At 33.9% G+C, this 20890-nt stretch carries 19 protein-coding genes; 9 read left to right on the top strand and 10 right to left on the bottom strand.

Annotated features, from left to right (window positions below; translation table 11 throughout):
• Window positions 1-101: 101 nt before the first annotated feature.
• Window positions 102-881, top strand: coding sequence for a PhzF family phenazine biosynthesis protein (locus tag ABN080_RS05875; RefSeq protein WP_349440592.1), 780 nt, complete (start codon window positions 102-104; stop codon window positions 879-881).
• Between the two features lie 108 nt (window positions 882-989).
• Window positions 990-1400, top strand: a complete 411-nt coding sequence (locus ABN080_RS05880) for an acyl-CoA thioesterase (protein ID WP_072068555.1) — start codon at window positions 990-992, stop codon at window positions 1398-1400.
• Window positions 1401-1630: 230 nt separating this feature from the next.
• On the opposite strand, the gene ABN080_RS05885 is transcribed toward ABN080_RS05880, so the two are convergent.
• From ABN080_RS05885 to ABN080_RS05910, 6 genes are all read right to left on the bottom strand, one after another.
• Complete coding sequence (locus tag ABN080_RS05885) at window positions 1631-1948, bottom strand: hypothetical protein (RefSeq protein WP_349440593.1); 318 nt, start codon at window positions 1946-1948, stop codon at window positions 1631-1633.
• 131 nt (window positions 1949-2079) lie between these two features.
• On the bottom strand, window positions 2080-3822 hold the full coding sequence (locus ABN080_RS05890; protein ID WP_349440594.1) for a YadA-like family protein: 1743 nt from the start codon (window positions 3820-3822) through the stop codon (window positions 2080-2082).
• A gap of 408 nt (window positions 3823-4230) precedes the next feature.
• Complete coding sequence (locus ABN080_RS05895; protein ID WP_349440595.1) at window positions 4231-4860, bottom strand: CatB-related O-acetyltransferase; 630 nt, start codon at window positions 4858-4860, stop codon at window positions 4231-4233.
• A gap of 256 nt (window positions 4861-5116) precedes the next feature.
• Window positions 5117-6208: an NADH:flavin oxidoreductase/NADH oxidase gene (locus tag ABN080_RS05900; RefSeq protein WP_196553729.1), complete on the bottom strand. Its 1092-nt coding sequence runs from the start codon at window positions 6206-6208 to the stop codon at window positions 5117-5119.
• Window positions 6209-6534: 326 nt separating this feature from the next.
• Window positions 6535-6813, bottom strand: a complete 279-nt coding sequence (locus tag ABN080_RS05905) for a DUF2798 domain-containing protein (RefSeq protein ID WP_072068559.1) — start codon at window positions 6811-6813, stop codon at window positions 6535-6537.
• Window positions 6814-7097: 284 nt separating this feature from the next.
• Entirely contained in the window at window positions 7098-7436 is a 339-nt protein-coding gene (locus tag ABN080_RS05910; protein ID WP_349440596.1) for a DUF5713 family protein, read from the bottom strand.
• 156 nt (window positions 7437-7592) lie between these two features.
• Here ABN080_RS05910 and ABN080_RS05915 point away from each other — a divergent pair, with 156 nt between their 5' ends.
• From ABN080_RS05915 to ABN080_RS05925, 3 genes are all read left to right on the top strand, one after another.
• Window positions 7593-8324, top strand: a complete 732-nt coding sequence (locus ABN080_RS05915) for a hypothetical protein (protein WP_349440597.1) — start codon at window positions 7593-7595, stop codon at window positions 8322-8324.
• 697 nt (window positions 8325-9021) lie between these two features.
• Window positions 9022-9687, top strand: coding sequence for a response regulator (locus ABN080_RS05920; RefSeq protein WP_115350000.1), 666 nt, complete (start codon window positions 9022-9024; stop codon window positions 9685-9687).
• Window positions 9688-11091 carry an ATP-binding protein gene (locus tag ABN080_RS05925; protein ID WP_196553733.1) on the top strand — a complete coding sequence of 468 codons (1404 nt, stop codon included), beginning with the start codon at window positions 9688-9690 and terminating at the stop codon, window positions 11089-11091. It abuts the gene before it with no gap.
• A gap of 81 nt (window positions 11092-11172) precedes the next feature.
• Here ABN080_RS05925 and ABN080_RS05930 read toward each other — a convergent pair whose 3' ends face one another.
• The gene (locus ABN080_RS05930) at window positions 11173-11502 is read right to left on the bottom strand and encodes an AzlD domain-containing protein (RefSeq protein WP_196553834.1); all 330 of its coding nucleotides are present in this window, start codon (window positions 11500-11502) and stop codon (window positions 11173-11175) included.
• A complete protein-coding gene (locus ABN080_RS05935) occupies window positions 11499-12161 on the bottom strand; it encodes an AzlC family ABC transporter permease (protein ID WP_349440598.1) in 663 nt (220 codons plus the stop codon). The genes ABN080_RS05930 and ABN080_RS05935 overlap by 4 nt, the downstream gene beginning before the upstream one ends.
• Window positions 12162-12245: 84 nt before the next feature.
• Here ABN080_RS05935 and ABN080_RS05940 point away from each other — a divergent pair, with 84 nt between their 5' ends.
• On the top strand, window positions 12246-12806 hold the full coding sequence (locus ABN080_RS05940) for a helix-turn-helix domain-containing protein (protein WP_072068566.1): 561 nt from the start codon (window positions 12246-12248) through the stop codon (window positions 12804-12806).
• Window positions 12807-12898: 92 nt separating this feature from the next.
• Here ABN080_RS05940 and ABN080_RS05945 read toward each other — a convergent pair whose 3' ends face one another.
• On the bottom strand, window positions 12899-13753 hold the full coding sequence (locus ABN080_RS05945) for a D-amino-acid transaminase (RefSeq protein ID WP_197269035.1): 855 nt from the start codon (window positions 13751-13753) through the stop codon (window positions 12899-12901).
• 194 nt (window positions 13754-13947) lie between these two features.
• On the opposite strand from ABN080_RS05945, the gene ABN080_RS05950 reads away from it, so the two are divergent.
• Window positions 13948-14526 carry an HdeD family acid-resistance protein gene (locus ABN080_RS05950; protein WP_109407851.1) on the top strand — a complete coding sequence of 193 codons (579 nt, stop codon included), beginning with the start codon at window positions 13948-13950 and terminating at the stop codon, window positions 14524-14526.
• Window positions 14527-14617: 91 nt separating this feature from the next.
• Here the strand turns inward: ABN080_RS05950 and ABN080_RS05955 are convergent, their stop codons facing one another.
• Window positions 14618-16240 carry a hypothetical protein gene (locus ABN080_RS05955; protein WP_349440599.1) on the bottom strand — a complete coding sequence of 541 codons (1623 nt, stop codon included), beginning with the start codon at window positions 16238-16240 and terminating at the stop codon, window positions 14618-14620.
• Window positions 16241-16837: 597 nt separating this feature from the next.
• Between ABN080_RS05955 and ABN080_RS05960 the strand changes: the two genes are divergently transcribed.
• Together ABN080_RS05960 and ABN080_RS05965 are read left to right on the top strand one after the other, a co-directional pair.
• The gene (locus ABN080_RS05960) at window positions 16838-18094 is read left to right on the top strand and encodes a mechanosensitive ion channel family protein (RefSeq protein ID WP_196553737.1); all 1257 of its coding nucleotides are present in this window, start codon (window positions 16838-16840) and stop codon (window positions 18092-18094) included.
• Window positions 18095-18453: 359 nt separating this feature from the next.
• On the top strand, window positions 18454-20886 hold the full coding sequence (locus ABN080_RS05965) for a DMSO/selenate family reductase complex A subunit (protein WP_196553738.1): 2433 nt from the start codon (window positions 18454-18456) through the stop codon (window positions 20884-20886).
• Window positions 20887-20890: the final 4 nt, after the last annotated feature.

Genomic DNA, 20890 nt, shown 5'->3' on the forward strand with positions numbered 1-20890 from the left:
CCCTGTTATTTAAAGGTAACTTTTATATATTGCACCTAGTATTTAAAACACTTAATCTCATTATCTTCTATTTATTGATAGTTTATCACTAAGGTAATGAGATGACTGTTTTTCCTATTTATTATGTTAATGCCTTTTCCTCTACACCTTTTTCAGGAAACCCCGCAGCTGTCATTTTGTTAGAAGAATGGTTGCCTGATGCCACCTTAATTGCACTTGCCAGTGAGATTAATTTACCTGAAACCGCCTTTTTAGTAGATAATCACATTCGCTGGTTTACACCCAAAATAGAAGTACCATTATGTGGGCATGCCACATTAGCCACCGCATTTGTATTAAAGACGATTAAACACGTTCCAGATAATTTATTTAAATTTCATTCACTTTCAGGTGAGCTCACCGTCTCTTGCCAAGACTCATTTTTTACGCTTGATTTTCCAACCATTCCTGCGACGTTAAATAACAGCATAAAATCACAACTCGAAACACAACTCAATTTAACCATCAATGAAGTTTGGCAAGCGCGTGATAGATATGTTTGCTTTTTATCTGATCCAGATCCAGTGATTAATTATCAACCTAATTTTTCTCAAATAGCACAGTTAGATTTACCTGGCGTTATTATTACTGCAAAAGGGGATAAACCTTTTGATTTTATTTCTCGTTTCTTTGCACCAGTAAAAGGAGTAAATGAAGATCCCGTTACTGGCACGTCTCACTGTGTCTTAGCTCCTATTTGGAGTGATAAGCTCAATAAAAAACAATTACATGCAAGACAAGTCTCAAAGCGAGGTGGAAATATCGATTGTGAATTAAAAAATGGTCGTATTCTACTTACTGGTGATGCTACTCTTTTTCTAAAAGGCAAAATTACCTTTTAATTACTGACGACATTATCAGCCATTCATCTACTTTGCTTTCAATTTACTCTATTTTATACTGTGGGGAATATTTCCCTACAGTATCAAAAAGAAGAAGGCTTTATTGTTATGTCTATCTCTGACTTATCTCCTGAACTGCAAGATAAAATCAAAAATTCAGTTACTCGTGTTTCTAAAGTTATCTTTCCAACCACTACTAATCATCACTCCACACTCTTTGGTGGTACTGCATTAGCTTGGATGGATGAAGTCTCATTTATTACCGCCACACGCTTTAGTCGTAAACGCCTAGTGACTGTTTCAACCGAAAAGATTAACTTTAATCACCCGATCCCATCAGGTACGATTATTGAACTTGTAGGTGAAGTTATTCGTGTTGGACGTACTAGCTTAACTGTTAATGTCTCTATTTTTCTGGAAGATATGTACGCAGAAGGACGAGAAGAAGTGATCCATGGCCAATTTAATTTTGTCGCTGTCGATAATGCCGGTAAGCCCACGCCATTATTCGACAAATAACTTCGTATAAAGAGTACAATACCTCTTTTTACCTTCCTTAATTAAAAAGTACATGATTTTATTATGTCGTAAATTATTATTAATAATAACAAGATATTAAAATAATTAATTCAAATGGATATTTTTCAATCAAAGAAAAATCTTCAATGAAATCAACATCAAATAAGATTATTAACATGTAAGGCAAGAGTTATCCACAGTTAATGTGGATAACTACATTAAGTCAAAACCTAGAGAACACAGATTTTGACTACCGCAAATTCAATCTGACAAACAGTTAATTTTTTTCCTTTATCAGAACTCTCTGCAATCACAATATCGATAGACTGTAAATATTTACGCCCTACTTCCTGAGCAAATTCAATTGAAGGCTCTATCAACAATATTGCACCTATAGCATCAAGTTTATTTGGGAAATCAACAGGTGAGGCTATTTCTGCTACAGATTTCATTTTACTTTCTGCTATTTCTTGCGCTTTATCTGTTGCAGCTTGATTAACTCTTATCTGCTTTTCATAAACGCCACCGCCAGAATGAATATAGATCATAATTTACTCGTAATATAAAAAAAGGTTGTCATCTTTATTATTCAAAGCTACAGCATAAAAGCCAGCTTATAAATAGAAAAATAACAACCCTATTTCAGCTTCACGCCTAAACGGCACGATATAACATAAAGTTACCAACCATAAGAAACACCACCACCCACAACACCGCGATCTTCTGTATTCCATGAAGCTGAAACACGAATAATGGCACTTTCTGTTATTTGATACTGGGCGCCTGTTGCAAGTGCATTAGCATCTCGATAATTACCAACCCCCACACCTAAGCTAAAAGTGTGAGCCGTCATATAGGGAATATTCGCCATAGCTGCAACGGAAGCAATACCAGCACTTGCTCTCTTATCTGCCTTATCAATTTTATTATCCATATTTTTCAGTGCAACATCGTTATCAATAAAGATGTTATTAATTTTATTATTGGTATACTCATTCGCAATAGAGATAGAGTCATGTTTTGATCTTTCGATATATTCCTTCAACGATTCATCTCTCTCACTAATAATGTTATTAGTGATGTTAATATACTCATTTCCCTTTTGAGTAATATACTTCTCACGCTCCTTTGTTATTTTTTCATTATTTTTACCAATAAGTCCTTCCATTCCCGATGCTATTTTACTAATTTCTATATCCGTATAACTATTAGCACTTTTTTCTGATGCTTTAACTTTCCCTTCTGTTGATATCGTAATTTCATCTCTAACATTACCAATGTGCTCAACTATTTTTATATCATGCTCATTAATTTTAAAATCAGTATACTCTTTACCACTATTTTCAATTTCAATAAATCTATCATTTGTGTAATTTTTAATATTACTTTCAGACTCACTAATTTTATTATTAGTATGCTCTTCTATTCCTTTTTTTATATCATTGACTTTATTATCAGTATAAGATTCCACACCAGCTTTCATTTCTGAAAGCTTATCTTCGGTATAAAGATAAAATTCATTTTTTTCTTCATTAAGATAATTAATAATAGTATCTTGATGTTCTTTTATTTTACTATCGGTATATTGATTCGATTTTTTATTTGCATCATCAGCTAATACCTTTGCTTTAGATTCACTTTGTTTTAATACAGCTTCACTTGCTTTAGAAATATCATTTTGTATTACTTTATTATTTTCATTTATTTGAGTTGTGGTTGCTTTGAGTAACGCATTTTTTTCTTGCTCAATTTTATCATTAATAACAATATTATTGTCATTAATGCGCTTATCAGCTTCAATTAGAATATTATTTTTCTCTTCTTTCAGCTGAGAAACATTCACAGCATCTGTATCTTGTGTTCCTGCTGCAACATTAATAATTTGTCGTTGATTTGTATCACTCCCTATCGATAGCGTATTATCTCGATTATTACTGCTTTTATCGCCTAATATAATTGCGTTATTCGCTGTTCCTGTTGACTTACTTCCAATAATCACAGAATTATCTGCACTATTAGAAAGACGGCTACCACTTCCTAAAATAACACCATTTTCAGCATTATTTATTGCACCTTTTCCTATACTAATGGCGTCTTTATTTTCACTATATGCCTGAGAGCCAATAGAAAGAGATCCTTCACCAATTGCCATAGCTCCACTTCCTAATGATAATGCATTATCACCAATTGCTGTACTTTTATGTCCAATTGCAGTTGCATTGATCCCTTCGGCACCCGCATTAGCACCAATTGCCGTTGATTGGTCTGAATGTGCCCACGTATTATATCCAACTGCTGTCGATTCATTACCATCTGCTTTACTATTTCCACCTAATAAAGTGGTATTATTGGCATAAGAACATGTAGATGAAAATAATATAATAGCCAATAATTTTATTTTGAAACTGATATTACAAATCATATTTATATCACTCCATAATTAATAAACTCATATATAGAGTAATATGTATTTTATTTTTTACACATTATATATTTTAAAAAAAAATTAATTAACTTAAGAAACTCAATTATAAATGAATAATAACTTTATTATATAATTAGAATATCAATTAAAAATTAAATTATTATTTTTTTATTTTTAAAATAAAATCAATCACTAAAGAAAAAAGATAAGAAATAAGAAAAAAAGAAACAAACAGCATATTAAAAATAAGAACAAATTTAATAAAATTAAAATATTTTAAATTTTGAGATAAAGATCAAATAATAACAACGTTATTTTTTCATATTTTATATAGTATTATAAATCTATATTAAAAAAACAACTAAGTAAAAACCCCTAAATATTTTTATATTTAGGGGTCTATGTTTATTCAATAAAATTTGCTTCTGCGATTAATAATTTATCAATTGAGGATTGACATAAATAAGGCCTAAGCGCTTCAAATTTCGTCTCTGACCATTGATAAATTTTTAACAATAAAAGTTGCTCAATCACATTTGGATCAAAACGATATTTAAGATGTTTTGCTGGTGTTCCACCTACAATGCTATAAGGTTCCACATCTTTGGAAACAACACTATTAGCAGCGACAATAGCCCCTTCACCAACAGTGACCCCAGGCATTATCATTGCACGCATTCCTATCCATGCACCATCCTGAATATGAGTATCACCTTTACCTATATAAGCCTCTTCAATTTTATCCATATAAGGATAAAGTGAGAACCAATCGAGACGATGGGTATGATTTCCGCCCATTAATATAACGGCTTGTGCACCAATACAAACATAATCACCGATATATAATTTATCAATTTCCCATAATGGTTTCCATTGCAAGCTAATTTCATCACCATAAAGATAGCGCACAACCGAAGCTTCAAAACCCTCATCCCAACAATCACTGTAATAGCTATGTTGTCCTTTAATGATAATGTTTTTATTTTTTACTGTTTCATGCAGATATTCTACACGTGACCAATGCTTATTTTTCATAATATGACTCGCTATAAATTAATGAGTCATCAAAGAATGCTTAATTCTCTGATGATGTGTTCGCATTCAAAACACATCGTCTTAAGCAATCCTAGGTTGAAGCAATAAAGGATTTATTTTCATTTTACTTTATGATCCGATCTCATTATTCAATAAGCTTACACCACTATTATTCTCTATCATGAGAAGCTTTATTGACGAAAAAACCACGGATAATCTACATAACATTTATGACTATCCATGGCTTAAAAAATAACTATTTAAAAAAATCTTTACTACCATGAGGCGCACAACGTAAATATTGAGGTGCAACTTTTATAGTTTGTTTCAGTTTTTCTGCCGCATGCCAAGGCCAACGAGGATCGTATAAAATACCTCGACCTAATGCAATAAAGTCAGCTTGCTCTGTTAATAAAATAGCTTCAGCTTGTTCTGGCTCAGTAATAAGTCCAACCGCAATAACTGGCAATTGTGTTTCATTATAAATAGCCTGAGCAAATGGCACTTGATAATTAGGGCCTAGTTTAATATTTTGCTTATCAGATAAACCACCAGAAGAAACATGAATATAATGGCAACCTAATTCTTCAAGGTGTTGTGTTAAAGCAACTGCACTTTCAAGATCCCAGCCACCGTCAACCCAATCTGTTGCAGAAATCCTCACACCAACACAAACATTATCAGAAACAGCATTTTTCACACCAACAAAAACATCTGCTAATAACCGACTACGATTATTAAAATCGCCACCATACTGATCTGTTCTATCATTTGATAATGGGGATAAGAATTCATGCAATAAATATCCATGAGCGCCATGAATTTCAATAACATCAAAACCCGCTGATTCTGCTCTTTTCGCCGCATCAATAAAGGATTGTTTTATCTCTTCAATTTCTTCAATCGTCAGGGCATGAGGCTGATGATTTTTTCCAAAAGGAATTGCTGAAGGTGCAACTTTTTGCCAACCATGAGGAGAATCTGGTGCTAATGATACACCGCCATTCCAAGGTAAATCGGTTGATGCTTTACGTCCTGCATGGGCGATTTGTATACCAATTTTAGCAGAGGAATATTGCTTAATATTATCAACCAATTTTTTTAATTCACTGCCATGCTGATCAGACCAAATACCTAAATCTTTATAGCTAATACGGCCTCTCGGCTCAACAGCAGTAGCTTCCACAATCACAAGCGAAGCACCTGATAATGCAAGCTGCCCATAATGCATAGTGTGCCATGTCGTCGGATAACCATCTTGTGCCGAATATTGGCACATAGGCGCAACAATAATACGATTATCTAACTGATGGGGGCCTAATTTTTTAGGGGAGAACAACAAACTCATATAAAGCCTCCTGCTACCAATAAGAATTTATGCAAAGAAAACTACTTCGCTTATAAATAAATGGATTTAATATACAAGTTTAAGGCTATCGGATCTTATCCATCAAGGCGATGCTCTACTTCACATTGTGATGATAAATACTCTATTTCTTAGTTATTATGTATTCTGACTTAAACCTTATAGTTATTAAAAGAATGCAAGAGTTACTCAATAAACTATCACGTTATTTTAATCTTCTACAATGTCATAAGATATTATTTGAAAAAATAAAACAAAAAATGAGTGTAATGAAAAAGATCAGCACCGAACGCTGATCTTTTTTCTAATTAGTTATTCGATTTTGCAGGCTTAACCAGTAACAGAGAGAAACGTCTTGCGATAGGCAATACAAATAAGACTGTTGGAAAAGCAATCATCCAAGAGATCCCCCAAGAGCTTAACCATGGGGAGATAACATACATACCCATTCCTAACGATTTGATAGTACTAATAAAAGCAACAATACCTGACATAATAAAAGAAAGGAAAAAAGGAACAAGAAAAACCATTGCTCGGGTAGGTAGTTTAGGAATACCTAAAAAGTAATTTTTGTCATGAAAAGACATAATGAAAGACTCCAATAATACGATTGTACAACGGCACATAACTGCCAATACAACAGGCTAAAAATAAGTTATATGCGTTGATTAACGTAAACGCTTACGAGTCTTATAGACCAAACTGTAGGCTAGTTTATTAATAAATATTTTTTTGTCAACTAAATTATTCTATTCTCGCCTAGATAATAAATAGCATAAGATAAATATAAGTTACTTTTATTTTATTTATATAAATAGATAATTAAAAATAATAAAAATGAGAAAACATTACCTTGTTTTCTCATCCTTTTTTACCAATCTCTTGTTGCAATTAATTCTTCTATATCAGCATCTTTAAAACCATATTCATCAGCAATAATACCAAAATCTTCTGCAATACACTCTCTTGCAACAGTTTCAATATCACTACCTTCTTCACAAAAAGCCTCAGCAAGATCATTAAATTGATCTGTTGTTTCTTGAGTTAAAACATAAAGTTCTGATAAATCTTTAGGTGAAGTTGCTTCAATTTTCAAACACAGCGTTTTAAGTAAATGTTGTCCTTTTTTTACAAGGTGAGCAGGATAATATTCATCATTTTCCATCTCTTTTAAAAAAGGGTATGAAGCTAAGACTGAATTTTTAATCATGGTGAAATCCTATTTAAGTATATTTACCTTAATGACATAAAATACATGTCCTTTTTCTGGTAAAAGTATATTACCTTCTTTAATTAAATGATTCATTTCTGTTACACTAAATTTATACAACTTTAAGAGTAAATAGAAAATAGGCAATAAAGTAAAATGACTATAAAAACACGACTGATTTTTCTTTTTTTGACTATTGCTTTACTTTCTTTTTTTATTTTTAATGTCTATTTTAAGCACACCCCCTTAGCAACATGGAAATTTTATGGCAGTAATGATGAATACATTACAGGCCATTACTATCCACCAGCCAAAGACAGTGCAACAGACCTCATAATTTCAATTCCAGAAGTTCCAGAAAAAAACGGTTTGAAAATAACAAAATGGGATGGTTGTCATTTAAAATTAAACAACAATAACAAAATATTGGATATCTCCTATTTTACAAATGGACTCGTTCAAGCCTCATTTTCCACAGATAATCCAATTTATATACCTCTAATAGAACTGAATTTTTATCAGCCTGATGATATGCATTGGTCGATAACACGTTTAACTGATAGCACTTATAAAGGCTGGATCTGGGATAATGTCGCTAATCAATTAATTCCCGTGCATTACCAATCTGATAGAAAAACATTAATTAAAGGCACTAATTATACACTGGTGTCTGGTAGTTATTGGCTATTTCAGCGTTGGGACGATGAAGTATTAGTGGAAGAATACAACTTAGATGACTTACCAGCAAAAGATAACTTTATTCCTGAAAGTGATAAACAACGTTTAGAACACGCAAAATCAGAATTTCAAAATATAGCGAGTGAACTAGCAAAACCGTTAAATTTACCATTTGATTTAAAATTATGGGATGACTCATTATGTGAGTAATAACGGCCATGTGAAATGCTCCCAGAGGGATGGGAGCATTTCTGACACAGAATGATTTAATTTATACTAAATAACACAATCTAATTTCATATAAATTCCTTTTAATAAAATTTAAATTCCTTTTAAAATACGGAGTTCAACTGTAAGAGTATAGATGAATAGAGTAAATAATCTAAATATAATAAAATGTTGCACAACAGGGATATAATAATCCTATTATTTTATTTCAATAAAACAATAAAGCATCATTTTAACAGACATATTAATCAATGAAATTATTTTTTTATATTTACATTATCTCAAATACACTGCCACATTTAATTACTCTCAATTAAAGTTATATTTTATTTAAAAATAACAAGTATCTTAGATAAATCATTTAAGTTAACTTAACATAATAGTATGGTAATATACTGGTTATAGAAAATCAAAAACAACGATTCTATCTTAATTCGTTTTTAAAAATTAACATTAAATGCCTTGTAATGAAAAAATATAAAATAAGATTATCTAGACACTCCATTTATAATAATACTTTCTTTTTAAAGTCTCTTATTTTTAGTAAAAAAACATATTAAATAAATTTTTATCTTACATTAAGAGTTCATTAATCAAACCTAATTTTACATTTTATTATATTGCTCAATTTTTATTTGGCTCTTATACTTTCTTTAGACGATTTTAGATAGGTATTATTATGAATATTTTATTGGTTGAAGACGATTTACAACTCGGTAAAGCGCTTTGTCGTGGGCTTGAAATTGCCGGTTTTCACCCATGTTGGGTTAGGTTACTTGCTGATGCTCGTGTTCAGCTGAGTCAGCGCCCTTTTGATTTAATGCTATTAGATTTGGGTCTGCCTGATGGTGATGGGCAAGATGAACTTATTGCACTTAGAAAGAACGGTGAAAAAATTCCGATCATCATTTTAACGGCCCGAACTCAAATCGACAATTTAGTACAAACATTAGATTCAGGGGCTGATGATTTTTTACCGAAGCCTTTTGCTATGCCTGAACTTATTTCCCGTGTAAAAGCAGTTAGCCGTAGAATGGCGGGTTTTTCATCACAAATATGGTCTATTGGGGATTTACAGCTTAATCCAGCAAACCATCAAGTCACCTTAAATGACGAACTACTTTTATTATCAGGTAAAGAATATCAGTTGCTATACGAATTAATGCGTAATACTGACAATGTAGTGCGTAAATCCGAGTTAGAACAACGCTTATTTGGTCTAGATGATAAAATTGAAAGTAATTCACTTGAAGTCCACATGCATAATTTACGTAGAAAAATAGGAAAAGAGCGAATTATCACGGTGCGTGGTGTGGGTTATTTATTAAAAAAAGAAGCTAACTAAATGAAGATCCGTTCTTTCTTTATTTACACCATTGTTCTTCAAATTATCTCTATTGTTATGCTTTGGGGCGTATGGTTAGCTTGGATACAATTTGATTATCTTGCTGAATTTGAAAAAATTTATAATAAACAGCAAGAAATTATTGCTGAGGGTTTTGCTAATACTCTAGAGAGTGTTGCTGACCAACCTGAAGTACTCAAAGAAATTGCACATAACTTACAAGGTATGTACATCGACGCTATGCTTAATGGTGAAGATGATGAATTACAATATTTACCTTGGTTTATCGCCTTAGACGAAAATAATACCCTAATTTATACTAATCGCCCTGAATTACCTATTCCAACCAGAGTGCTTTCATTAGCGTCAGAAAAAGTCTCTGTTGCAGGAGAAAAATGGATACTCTCTTTTAGTTGGGGAGAAAAACACAAAATAAAAGTGTTTATTGGTGAATCCGTTGAAGATAGGGGCCATGTTATAGGTAACCCTGTTGAAGGAACATTTGTACCCTTTTTGTTTATTCTAGCAACGGTTATTTTTGCTATTTTAATTACAGCTTATTTTAGTTTACGCCCGTTAAGACAAGCTGCAGAACTTATTTCTAATCGTAAACCTCGTAACTTAACGCCCATTAATGTCGGTCAACAATTTAAAGAGATACGTCCAATCTTTAAAGAATTAAACCAGTTAATGGCAAGAATTGATGCAGCGAATATTCGTGAGAAACAATTTATGGCAGATGCTGCCCATGAATTAAGAACACCTATTGCAGCGGTTATTGCTCAATTACATTTACTCTCTTTAGTCGATGATCAACATGAACGCGAAGAAATTATTGATGATATGAAGCAATCGCTTGATAGAGCCGCGGCTCTTTCTCATCAATTAATTGATTTAGCCCGATTAGAATGTGATGATTTTCCACTTAAAATAGAAACTCTTGATATCTATAACATCATTGGTAATGCAATAGCACAACGTGTTCCATATGCAATTAGTAAAAATATCGAATTATCACTAAATGAAGGGCATCCATTACCCCTTAAAACTGATAAACAGGCATTACTCTCTATATTTAATAATCTACTTGATAATGCTATTAAATATTGCCCTAGAGGTAGCCAAGTAGAAGTCACTATTGAGAATAGGTATGCAGAAGGGATTAATATTTTTGTGCGTGACGACGGACCTGGGGTGGCAAAAGAACATATTAATGCCCTTTTTTCACGTTTTTATCGTGTTCCTGGTTCAAATGAAACTGGTAGTGGCTTGGGGTTATCCATTGCACAAAATCTTGCTAATAAAATTCAAGCCTCATTAATTGTGACTGAAGGACTTAATAATAGAGGTATTGGTTTTATTATCACACTACCATTAGAAATCAAATTATCAGAAAATGACTAATCGTCTGTTAATTAAAAAACTATTAGAAAGGAGGCATTAACGCCTCCTTTCTCTTTTATCATCGTAACGTTAATTGTTGGTTTATTCCCAAAGCTTTATTAGCCAACGTAACCCAGCAGTCACTATTGCTGCACTAAGCACAATCATAATAAATGGCTTTTTTTTCCAAGTTAAAACTCCAGCTACTCCAACACCAATAATTTTTGATATATCAGCAAGCTGATCGCCATCAAAAAATGTTGAGGTCGTTGCCACTGAAAATAAAATAACAATTGCTGATAATGAAAGTATCTCTTTTACACGAGGCGAAACACCGGACCTATTATTAAGTAATATTCCGGAAAGACGCATAGCATATGTGCCAACAGCAAGAATAACAATTCCTGTAATAATAGATACTGTGGACATTATATTCTCCTTAACACAAATAACACGCCAACTAATGACAATAAAACAGGTATCCCTACAGGTAAAAATAACGTTGTTATAAGAGCAATGGCACTACCAATAATCGCAGCATTACGTGTTAGTTTATTTTTTAATGCTGGCAAACTTAATGCCAAGATAATAGCGGGGAACATCGCATCTAACCCTAACATCTTAATATCAACAATAAATGATCCTAAATAAACGCCTATCATGGTTCCTAAAGGCCAAACAAGTAAAATGCTCAACCCACATGCCCAAAATGCAAGTTTATTCTGTTCAGCTGTGCGTTGAGATAAGCCAAATACAACACTTTCATCATTTAATATATGAAAGCCTAATAATGATTTAAGTCCTTTTCCGGGTAAATCTTTTACAGCCATACTGAAGGGAATATGTCGTGCATTAACCATTAATCCAGCAATCGCTGCATAAATTGCACTTCCTCCCATCGCCACCACACCAATAAAAAGAAACTCAGAAGCACCAGCCAAAACGAAAATGGATAACACTAATGGCACCCAAAAATCAAACCCTTGTGTATGAGCTAAAGCACCATAAGAGATACCAACAATACCATCTGCTAATGAAACAAGCAGAATGTCTCTAAGTACGTTATTATCAAGCCGACTGTTAATTTTCATAAAATGTCGTATTTTTTATTGAACATATCGTTCATTATGTTGAACGATCTATTTTTTTGCAAGATGATTTTAAAGGAAGCTATGATGTCATCGCCTTGTGCGCCTATTGAAATTATTTCTCAGGCCCTTGCCCGAGAGAGAAAAAAAGCAGGCCTTTCGCTTGCTGAAATTGCAAGACGAGCAGGTGTTGCAAAATCCACATTATCTCAATTAGAAGCAGGCCAAGGAAACCCGAGTATTGAAACACTTTGGGCGATTTGTGTTGCATTAAACATTCCGTTTTCTCAACTTATTTCAGCACCACAACCTGAAGTCAAAGTTATTCGCAAAGGTGATGGTTTTAAAATTAGTGCAGAAAAAGCGTATTACCATGCTTTTTTACTTTCATCCTGCCCTATGGGGGCAAAGCGCGATATATACACCGTAATTGCTCAACCGGGAAAAGATAGGGTGTCAGATCCTCACAGTAAAAATGTGACTGAACACATTATTATTATTAGTGGTAGTGCAATGGTGGGAACGATAGATAATCAACAAGAATTGCAACCCGGTGATTATATTTGCTATCCCGGTGATGTTACTCATATATTCCGGGCTTTAGAACCAGATACAACCGCTGTAATGATTATTGAACATCATAATTAATACAATGAATAATAAATTTACCGCACTGTTATATTGCAATAAAAATCTAAAAACAGTGCGATAAATTTTATTAAGTATATTTGTCTATTCAATTATTTTTTAAGTGCTTTATCAAGGTAGATCTCTCGTAGACGTTGAGACAAATGCCCAACTTCCCCCTGATTTATCTCTTCATTATCTATTGAAATTACAGGCCAAATTAACGTGGTAGCCGAGCTAATAAAAGCTTCTTTTGCTTTTTTAGCTTCATCAAGCGTAAATAAACGCTCAATGACTTTAAGCTCTTCTTCTTGCGCTAATTGAATAATTGCTTGGCGCGTAATCCCCGGTAAAATATCCTGACTCAGAGGTCGTGTAATAATTTCATTATCATGATTTATAATAAAAAAATTACTTGAACTACCTTCCGTTATATAGCCATTTTTTATTAAAATAGCATCATCAGCACCTTGTTGATGTGCATAATGTTTCGCTAAACACGCGGCTAATAATGCAACGGTTTTAATATCACAACGCTGCCAGCGAATATCGTCAACACTAACTACTGAAATACCTTTTTTGGCATTGGGGTGATTAATTACGGTGGAGTGTTGAACGAAAGCAACAATTGTGGGAGAAATAGATGAAGACGGAAAATCAAAAAAGCGAGATGAATCAGTACCTCGGGTTATTTGTAAATAAATAAGCCCTTCATGAAGATGATTGCTTTCAATAAGCTTCTGATGAATATCGATTAATTGCAATTTCGTGATAGGAAGGGATAATCCTAATTCTTTGCACGAACGCTGTAAACGTTGGAAATGCTCGTCAAAGTCAATGAGTTGACTATCAATAACTGCGGTAACTTCATAAACCGCATCTGCAAATAAAAAACCACGGTCAAAAACAGATATTTTAGCCTGCTCTTTAGGTACAAACTGATTATTTAAATACACAACATCAGACATTTTACCTCCGCTATAACTTTTATTAACATTTTACCTTAGCCACTACCTTACTCCTTCAATTTTATATTTCAAAGGTGATTTATCACCTTCTCTACCTCTTTTTAATTATAGTTTTATTTAAAGAAGTCATGTTATATAAGCAAAAATTGCTATAATTTAACTTATGTCCAAAATATAAGCATAAAGAGGTTGCTATGTTAGATATTAATAAAAATAATTTATCTCAGCTAACAGAGAAACTGGTTAAAAGACAATGTACCTTAATGAATATTATCGCTACATTGGGCTTTATTGCAGGTTTTATCTGTATTATTAACCCTCTCTCTTCAGGTGTTGTTATCAGTGTATTACTCGGCATCGTTTTCTTTGCCTGTGCAATATCCAGTATTATTGGTGGCTTCAATTCTCAAGTCTCTTCAGGCTGGTCAATGCTCATCACTTTATTAGCGGGTTTTATTTATCTTTTACTTGGTTATATTTTTATTACCGATCCGCTAAACGGTATGCTTAGCCTAGCTTTTTTTATCGGCTTTCTCTTTATTTTTGCAGGGATATTGCGTCTAAATATCGGCTTCAAACAAATTAAAGATAACTTTTATGGCTGGTTTAATATCTTGGTAGGTTTTTTAGATCTCGTTATCGCCTATTTTCTACTTGCGTTTGGGCCTGAAACATCCGTAGCTCTAGTAATGGCATTGATTGGTATACAGCTTATTTTAAGCTCACTCACCATTTTATCGATAACTAGTGCAATAAAAAGAATGACTCGTTAATAGCCGATAAAATAATAATATTCCTATTAGTTTTTGCTAAGTAAAGAGCCACATGATGTGGCTCTTGAGTAGAAACTAGAATGGAGTTGTATTAAGCACAAGGTAAACGCAGAGATACCGTATACATATTTTCTCCACAGAGGTAACAATTTCCTGTTTTTTCAAAGACCATTACCTGAATACCGAGTTGCCCTACTTCAATATTAGGCAATGCATCAGCCAAAATACTCTCTAATGCAGGCTCAACGATTTCAACCATATTAATAGGCTCATTATTAGGAGTTGTATCGTGCAAGAAATCCCCTAAACGAGGATCATCGGCGTAGATTTCTAATGTTGAGCGATATACCAACGTTCTTTCACTACTATTTACCTTAGAATAACCATTAAAGATGATAACCATTTTTTGGATATTCATTTTCGCTACACGGTTTTTAATTTGTAAACATAAGGAAGGAACAAGCCTAATATTGACGGAATTAAAGTAGCGATCACAAATCTGTGGAATAGTGACACTAATGCAAGGTTTTGGCGCAATATTTTTAATTTGCTTACTACATTCCCCCGTTAAAGAGTTATCAACAATAATACGCTCACGTCGAGAAAAACAGATATTATCGAAGATATCAACCGTAAAGAAAGAAATATAATGAATGCCATTTGTTAATGACTGATTTTCTAATCTCACAGAAACTGCTGATTTATCAGTACATGGCAACATCTTAAGTTGATCATTAAAATAAAATCCAACTTGAGTGCTTTCACTAATGTCACGACCTAAAATTAGATTTGCGTTAACGCAATAATTTTCACTATGGTAGCTGAGAATACCATTTAATGTTGCAGGCACTTTAGGAGAAGGTAATTTCTCCGTTGTCATTTCAACATAATAATCTCTTGATTTAATTGGCTTCGTTGGTTCTTCGCTATTTTCAGTTTCAGCATAGAATATAGCGACTTGTTTAGGTTCACTATTTTTAAATTTGACTTTAAAGTTTGCAATACCGTATTTGTTAGTTTTGCCAATATTGATTTTCTCGCCATCAGAATTATAAATTTCAGGCTCAACAGTTAATGTACTATTATCTACATCGTAAGCTAATTTGATCTCTTTATTTTGAACATCCTCACCTTCTTTATCTTGAAGATGTACTACAAAACTTTTAGATATACTTTCCCACTGACTTGGCCATTGCATAGATTCTGAACGTATTGTCAACAAGTCATCAAATTTTTCACAATGAGTCGATGAACAGTCGGTATTAGGATTGGGTTTAGGTGGGGTAACACGAATTTGTATCGGCGTTGCGTAATAAACAATATTTTCATCATCTTCATCTTTTAAAATTAATTGTAATGACGCCACACCACTTCGATTGCCCGTTAACGAGATCTCTGTTTTGCTGTCATCTACTATCGTAATGTAGACATCTTTGTTATTTGGCAAAATTAAAATGCCTTTTGGGCTTGTACGCCATTCAGCCAAACGTAGATTAATTCCCGTGACAACCACTTCATATTTGATAACTCGATTCATTTTGACTTCGTTATCAGGATCATCAGGAGATGATTTTATCTGATTGAATTTAATTTCCACATCAGCATCAATAACGGCTTGAGCACGAGCACCATATACAGGAGGTGTCAGTGCTATTGCACCTTTCTCACCTTGTAAGATTTTTTGTAAACGTTCTTCTTTTGTTTCGATATTCATTGAGTGATTTCCTTTCTTTTTTCGATTCCATTTTTAGCTTAAAGCAAAAAAAACAAGTGAAAATCACAATAGAAAAAAGTCAACTGAGCATTGTTAACCAAAAGAAATAAAAAAACTTAATAAACAATAAGATAAAAAAACTCACCAATAAGACACCACTGATTAAATAAGCAAAAAATGCCTTTTGCATAAAAAATAATTTAAAATTTAAAATATTTTTGCATAAAGCTATTGACTGTTATGAGAATGTGATTAAAATCAATCTTAGAAAATATTTGTGACGTAAATCACATTTTATTAATAGGATACTTAATATGAAATCAATGACTTCTTTTATTACTCACTTGCACCAAGTTGTTGTACAATTATCATCAACTAGATTACTGTAATTATTTGATTTAAAATAATAAACAGCTCAAAGCCAGAAATAGCCCCCTCATCGCAAAAAAGACTATTTCTGGCTTTTATTCTATCTATTTTCTTTTTCCTCACCTTATTTACTCGCGCACCTTTCGTAACAAAAAATTCACCTCCTTGAACTAAGATCTCTTTTCTGTACTCTTAATACACAATACATATTAACTATGAGGATATTTTATGCAGCAGCAACTGCTTACATGGATACGTCAATTCAATGAAGAATACGCTCAAGTCGCTTCTTTATTACTCGTTTTAGCCATTATTTTTCTTGTTGCCCTTGTTCTTCATTTTATTTTACACAAATTAGTCCTACCTCGAATTTCGAGTGCCATCAATCAATATGACCAAAAGTGGCAAGTTTCATTAGAAATAAACAAACTATTTAGTCGTTTTGCTTTTTTAATCCAAGGTGTCGTTGTTAATATCCAAGCACTTGTTTGGATGGGTTCAGGTAAAACACAAGAAATCCTCACCACCAGCGCACAAGCTTGGTGTTTGATTTTCGGCTTATTGATGCTTTTCTCTATTATGGATCTCTGTATGCAGATCATGAGAAATTCATCCTCCTTTGGCCGATTACCATTAAAAGGTATTTTTCAAAGCTTAAAACTCGCCGCCTCTGTACTGATTGGGATAATGATTATTTCCCTACTTATTGGCAAATCGCCTCTTATTTTACTCAGTGGTTTAGGCGCCATGACGGCTGTATTAATGTTGGTGTTTAAAGATCCTATTATGGGATTAGTCGCCGGCATTCAATTATCTGCAAACAACATGATAAGCCTTGGTGACTGGCTAGAAATGCCTAAATATGGTGCTGATGGTGCCGTCATTGATATCAGTTTAACAACCGTGAAAGTGCGTAATTGGGATAATACGGTTACGACCATTCCAACTTATTCTCTAATTTCAGATTCCTTTAAAAACTGGCAAGCAATGACAAAATCAGGAGGACGTCGTATTAAACGAAGCCTTGCTCTTGATATTAATAGCATCCATTTTTTAGATAAAAAACAACTTGATGATCTAGAAAAGGCCCATTTATTAGCTCCTTATATCAAAAATAAGGAAAGTGAAATTAATCAATTCAATGCAACTTTAGGCAATGAATGTCAAACACCATTAAATCAACGGGGCATGACCAATATCGGAACCTTCCGCGCATATGTTGAAGCTTATTTAAAAAATCACCCTAATGTTCATAAGCAAATGACAATTATGGTAAGACAATTAGCACCAACCTCTGATGGGCTTCCTATTGAAATTTATGCGTTTACCAACACTACTATTTGGGTACAATACGAGGCGATTCAATCTGATATTTTTGATCATATTTTTGCTATTTTGCCCCAATTCGGTTTAAGGGTGCACCAATCCCCAACGGGAAATGATGTAAGAGCACTGAGATTTCCTGTAGAGAATAATCAGCAATAAATCATTTTTTATCGAAAATCAGAAAGGAGATAAACTCTCCTTTTTGATTTTTTGTATTAACAAATATTTTTAATTTTTTATTTTGTTACCATGTTAACAATCTTGTTTTATTATAATGTACTAAAAATCGATATATTATTTTTTATATATCGATTGATTGTTAAATCCTATTTATTTGATATTTTATTTACCACTAAAGTGGTATTTATCAAAAAATGTAACCATTTGTTTAATAATTATTTTTTTAGATAACGTTATTAACATTTTTTATATTGATATAAATCATTATAGGTAGAAGGGTTATAACTTAACATATATATACAACTTTACTTGTTGTGAAAAATGTTAGGGTAATGTCAATGTCAAAAATTAAAAATAATACTTCTATTACTGAAATGAGTCGGCGTGGATTCATTCAGTCAGCAGCAGTTATTTCTGGTGCTGCCGCTGTTGCAGGAACGGTTTCATTACCATTCGCTGCTAATGCTCAAACCCCCCAGGGTATTCGTCCTGATGAGACTTCAGAAACTATCAAATACAGTGCATGCTTAGTGAACTGTGGTAGCCGTTGTCCATTAAAAGTTCATGTGAAAGATGGCGTTATTCGTCGTATTTCTAATGAAACTATGTATGACGATTCAACATTCGGTCTTCACCAAATTCGTCCTTGTCTGCGTGGTCGTTCTGTTCGTTGGAAAACCTACAATCCAGACCGTTTAAAATATCCAATGAAGCGTGTTGGTAAACGTGGTGAAGGTAAATTTGAACGTATTTCTTGGGATGAAGCGACATCAATCATCGCCGAAAAATTAAAATACACCATTGAAAAGTATGGTAATGAAGCAATTTATTATCAATACGGTACAGGCTCTACAGGCGCAAATTTACACGGTAGAACCGCATGTAAACGTTTATTAAGCACTGTGGGTGGCTTTTTAAGTGACTACGGTACTTATTCTTACTCTCAATTAACAGGTATCGTTCCTTATGTTTATGGCGATATGTTGGAATCTCTGTTAACAGAAATTGAGAATTCAGATCTCGTTGTAATGTTTGGTCATAACCTTGCAGAAACACGTATGTCAGGTGGTGGTCAGTTCTATGAAACGCTAAATGCGTTAGATAAGAGCAAAAGTAAAGTTATCATTATCGACCCTCGCCGTACTGACAGTGTGACAACACTGGGTGCAGAGTGGATACCGATTTATCCAGGCACCGATGCCGCATTAGTTGCTGCATTAGGTTATGTGATGATCCAAGAAGGTATCACCGATGAAGATTTCTTACGTGAATATTGCGTCGGTTGGGATAAGCAAACACTTCCAGCATCAGCACCTGAAAATGGCTCTTATAAAGATTATATTTTAGGTAATGGTCCTGATGGTATTGCTAAAACCCCTGAATGGGCAAGCAAACTAACCGGTATTTCTGTTGCACGTATTATTCAATTAGCACGTGAAATTGGTAATGCAAAAGCCGCATGGATCTCTCAAGGTTGGGGTATTCAACGTACTACCAATGGCGAACAAGCCTGTCGTTCTATTATGATGTTGCCATTAATGTCTGGTCATATTGGCCGTCCAGGTACAAATACTGGCTGTTGGGGCGGTAACGTTGCTTATCCTGTAGCAAGCTTTGCACTTCCTAACCCTGTAAAAACGCTGATCCCAACATTTATGTGGTCTGAAGCGATTGCACGTGGCGAGGAATTAACGAGTAAAAATGCAGGTGTTAGAAATAAAGATAAACTCGATACTGGCATTAAATTTATGTGGTGTTATTCCAGTAACGTGATTGGTAACCAACATGCAGATCTAAATAAAACCCATGATTTACTGCAAGATGAATCAAAATGTGAGTTTATTTTAGTGTGGGATAACCACATGACACCTTCTGCAAAATACGCAGATATTCTACTACCAGATGTGACAACAGTCGAAACAAACGATCTTATCAATAACTCTTACGCAAGTGGTGCTTACCACTATGTTGTCCGCTTACAAAATGCGATTAAACCGCTTTGGGAAAACCGCCCTTGCTATGATGTCTTAACCGATATTGCAGAAAAAATGGGTACTAAAGCGCAATTTACAGAAGGCCGGACTTACGAAGAGTGGATTGAGTATTGCTATAACCAAATGCGTGAGAAAAACCCTGCATTGCCTACTTTTGCAGAAACCAATGATATGGGAATTATCGATCGTAAATTACCTAATCGTAATCAATACGTCGCACTTGAAGCATTCCGTCAAGATCCTATCGCTAATCCATTAAAAACAGCGTCAGGTAAGATTGAAATTTATTCTGAAAAATTAATGCAAGATACTGAAGGCTGGGTTTTACCTGAAGGCGACCGTATTCCTGCTATTCCAGAATATTGTAAGAATGAAGAAGGTGTTGAGAACGTTAAGCTTAAAGAGAAATTCCCTCTGCAAATGACGGGTTTCCACGATAAAGGTCACGTCCATTCGAGCTATTATAACGTTGCCATGTTACGTGAAGCTATCCCACATCAATTCTGGTTAAACCCAATTGATGCGCAAGAACGCGGATTAAAATCAGGCGATATCGCTGAAATTTATAACGGACGTGGTCGCTTAAATATTCTTGTCAAAGTTACTGATCGTGTATTACCTGGTGTGATTGCAGTACCGCAAGGTGCATGGCGTTCACTTGATACAACAGGTGTAGATACTGGTGGATGTATTAATACATTAACAAGCTGGCACCCATCGCCGTTTGCTAAAGGAAATCCGCAACATACAAACCTTGTTGAAGTGAAACGTGCATAAGGAG

The organism is Proteus sp. fly-1089 (genome assembly GCF_040138965.1).
GTDB classification, from domain to species: Bacteria; Pseudomonadota; Gammaproteobacteria; order Enterobacterales; family Enterobacteriaceae; genus Proteus; species Proteus vulgaris_B.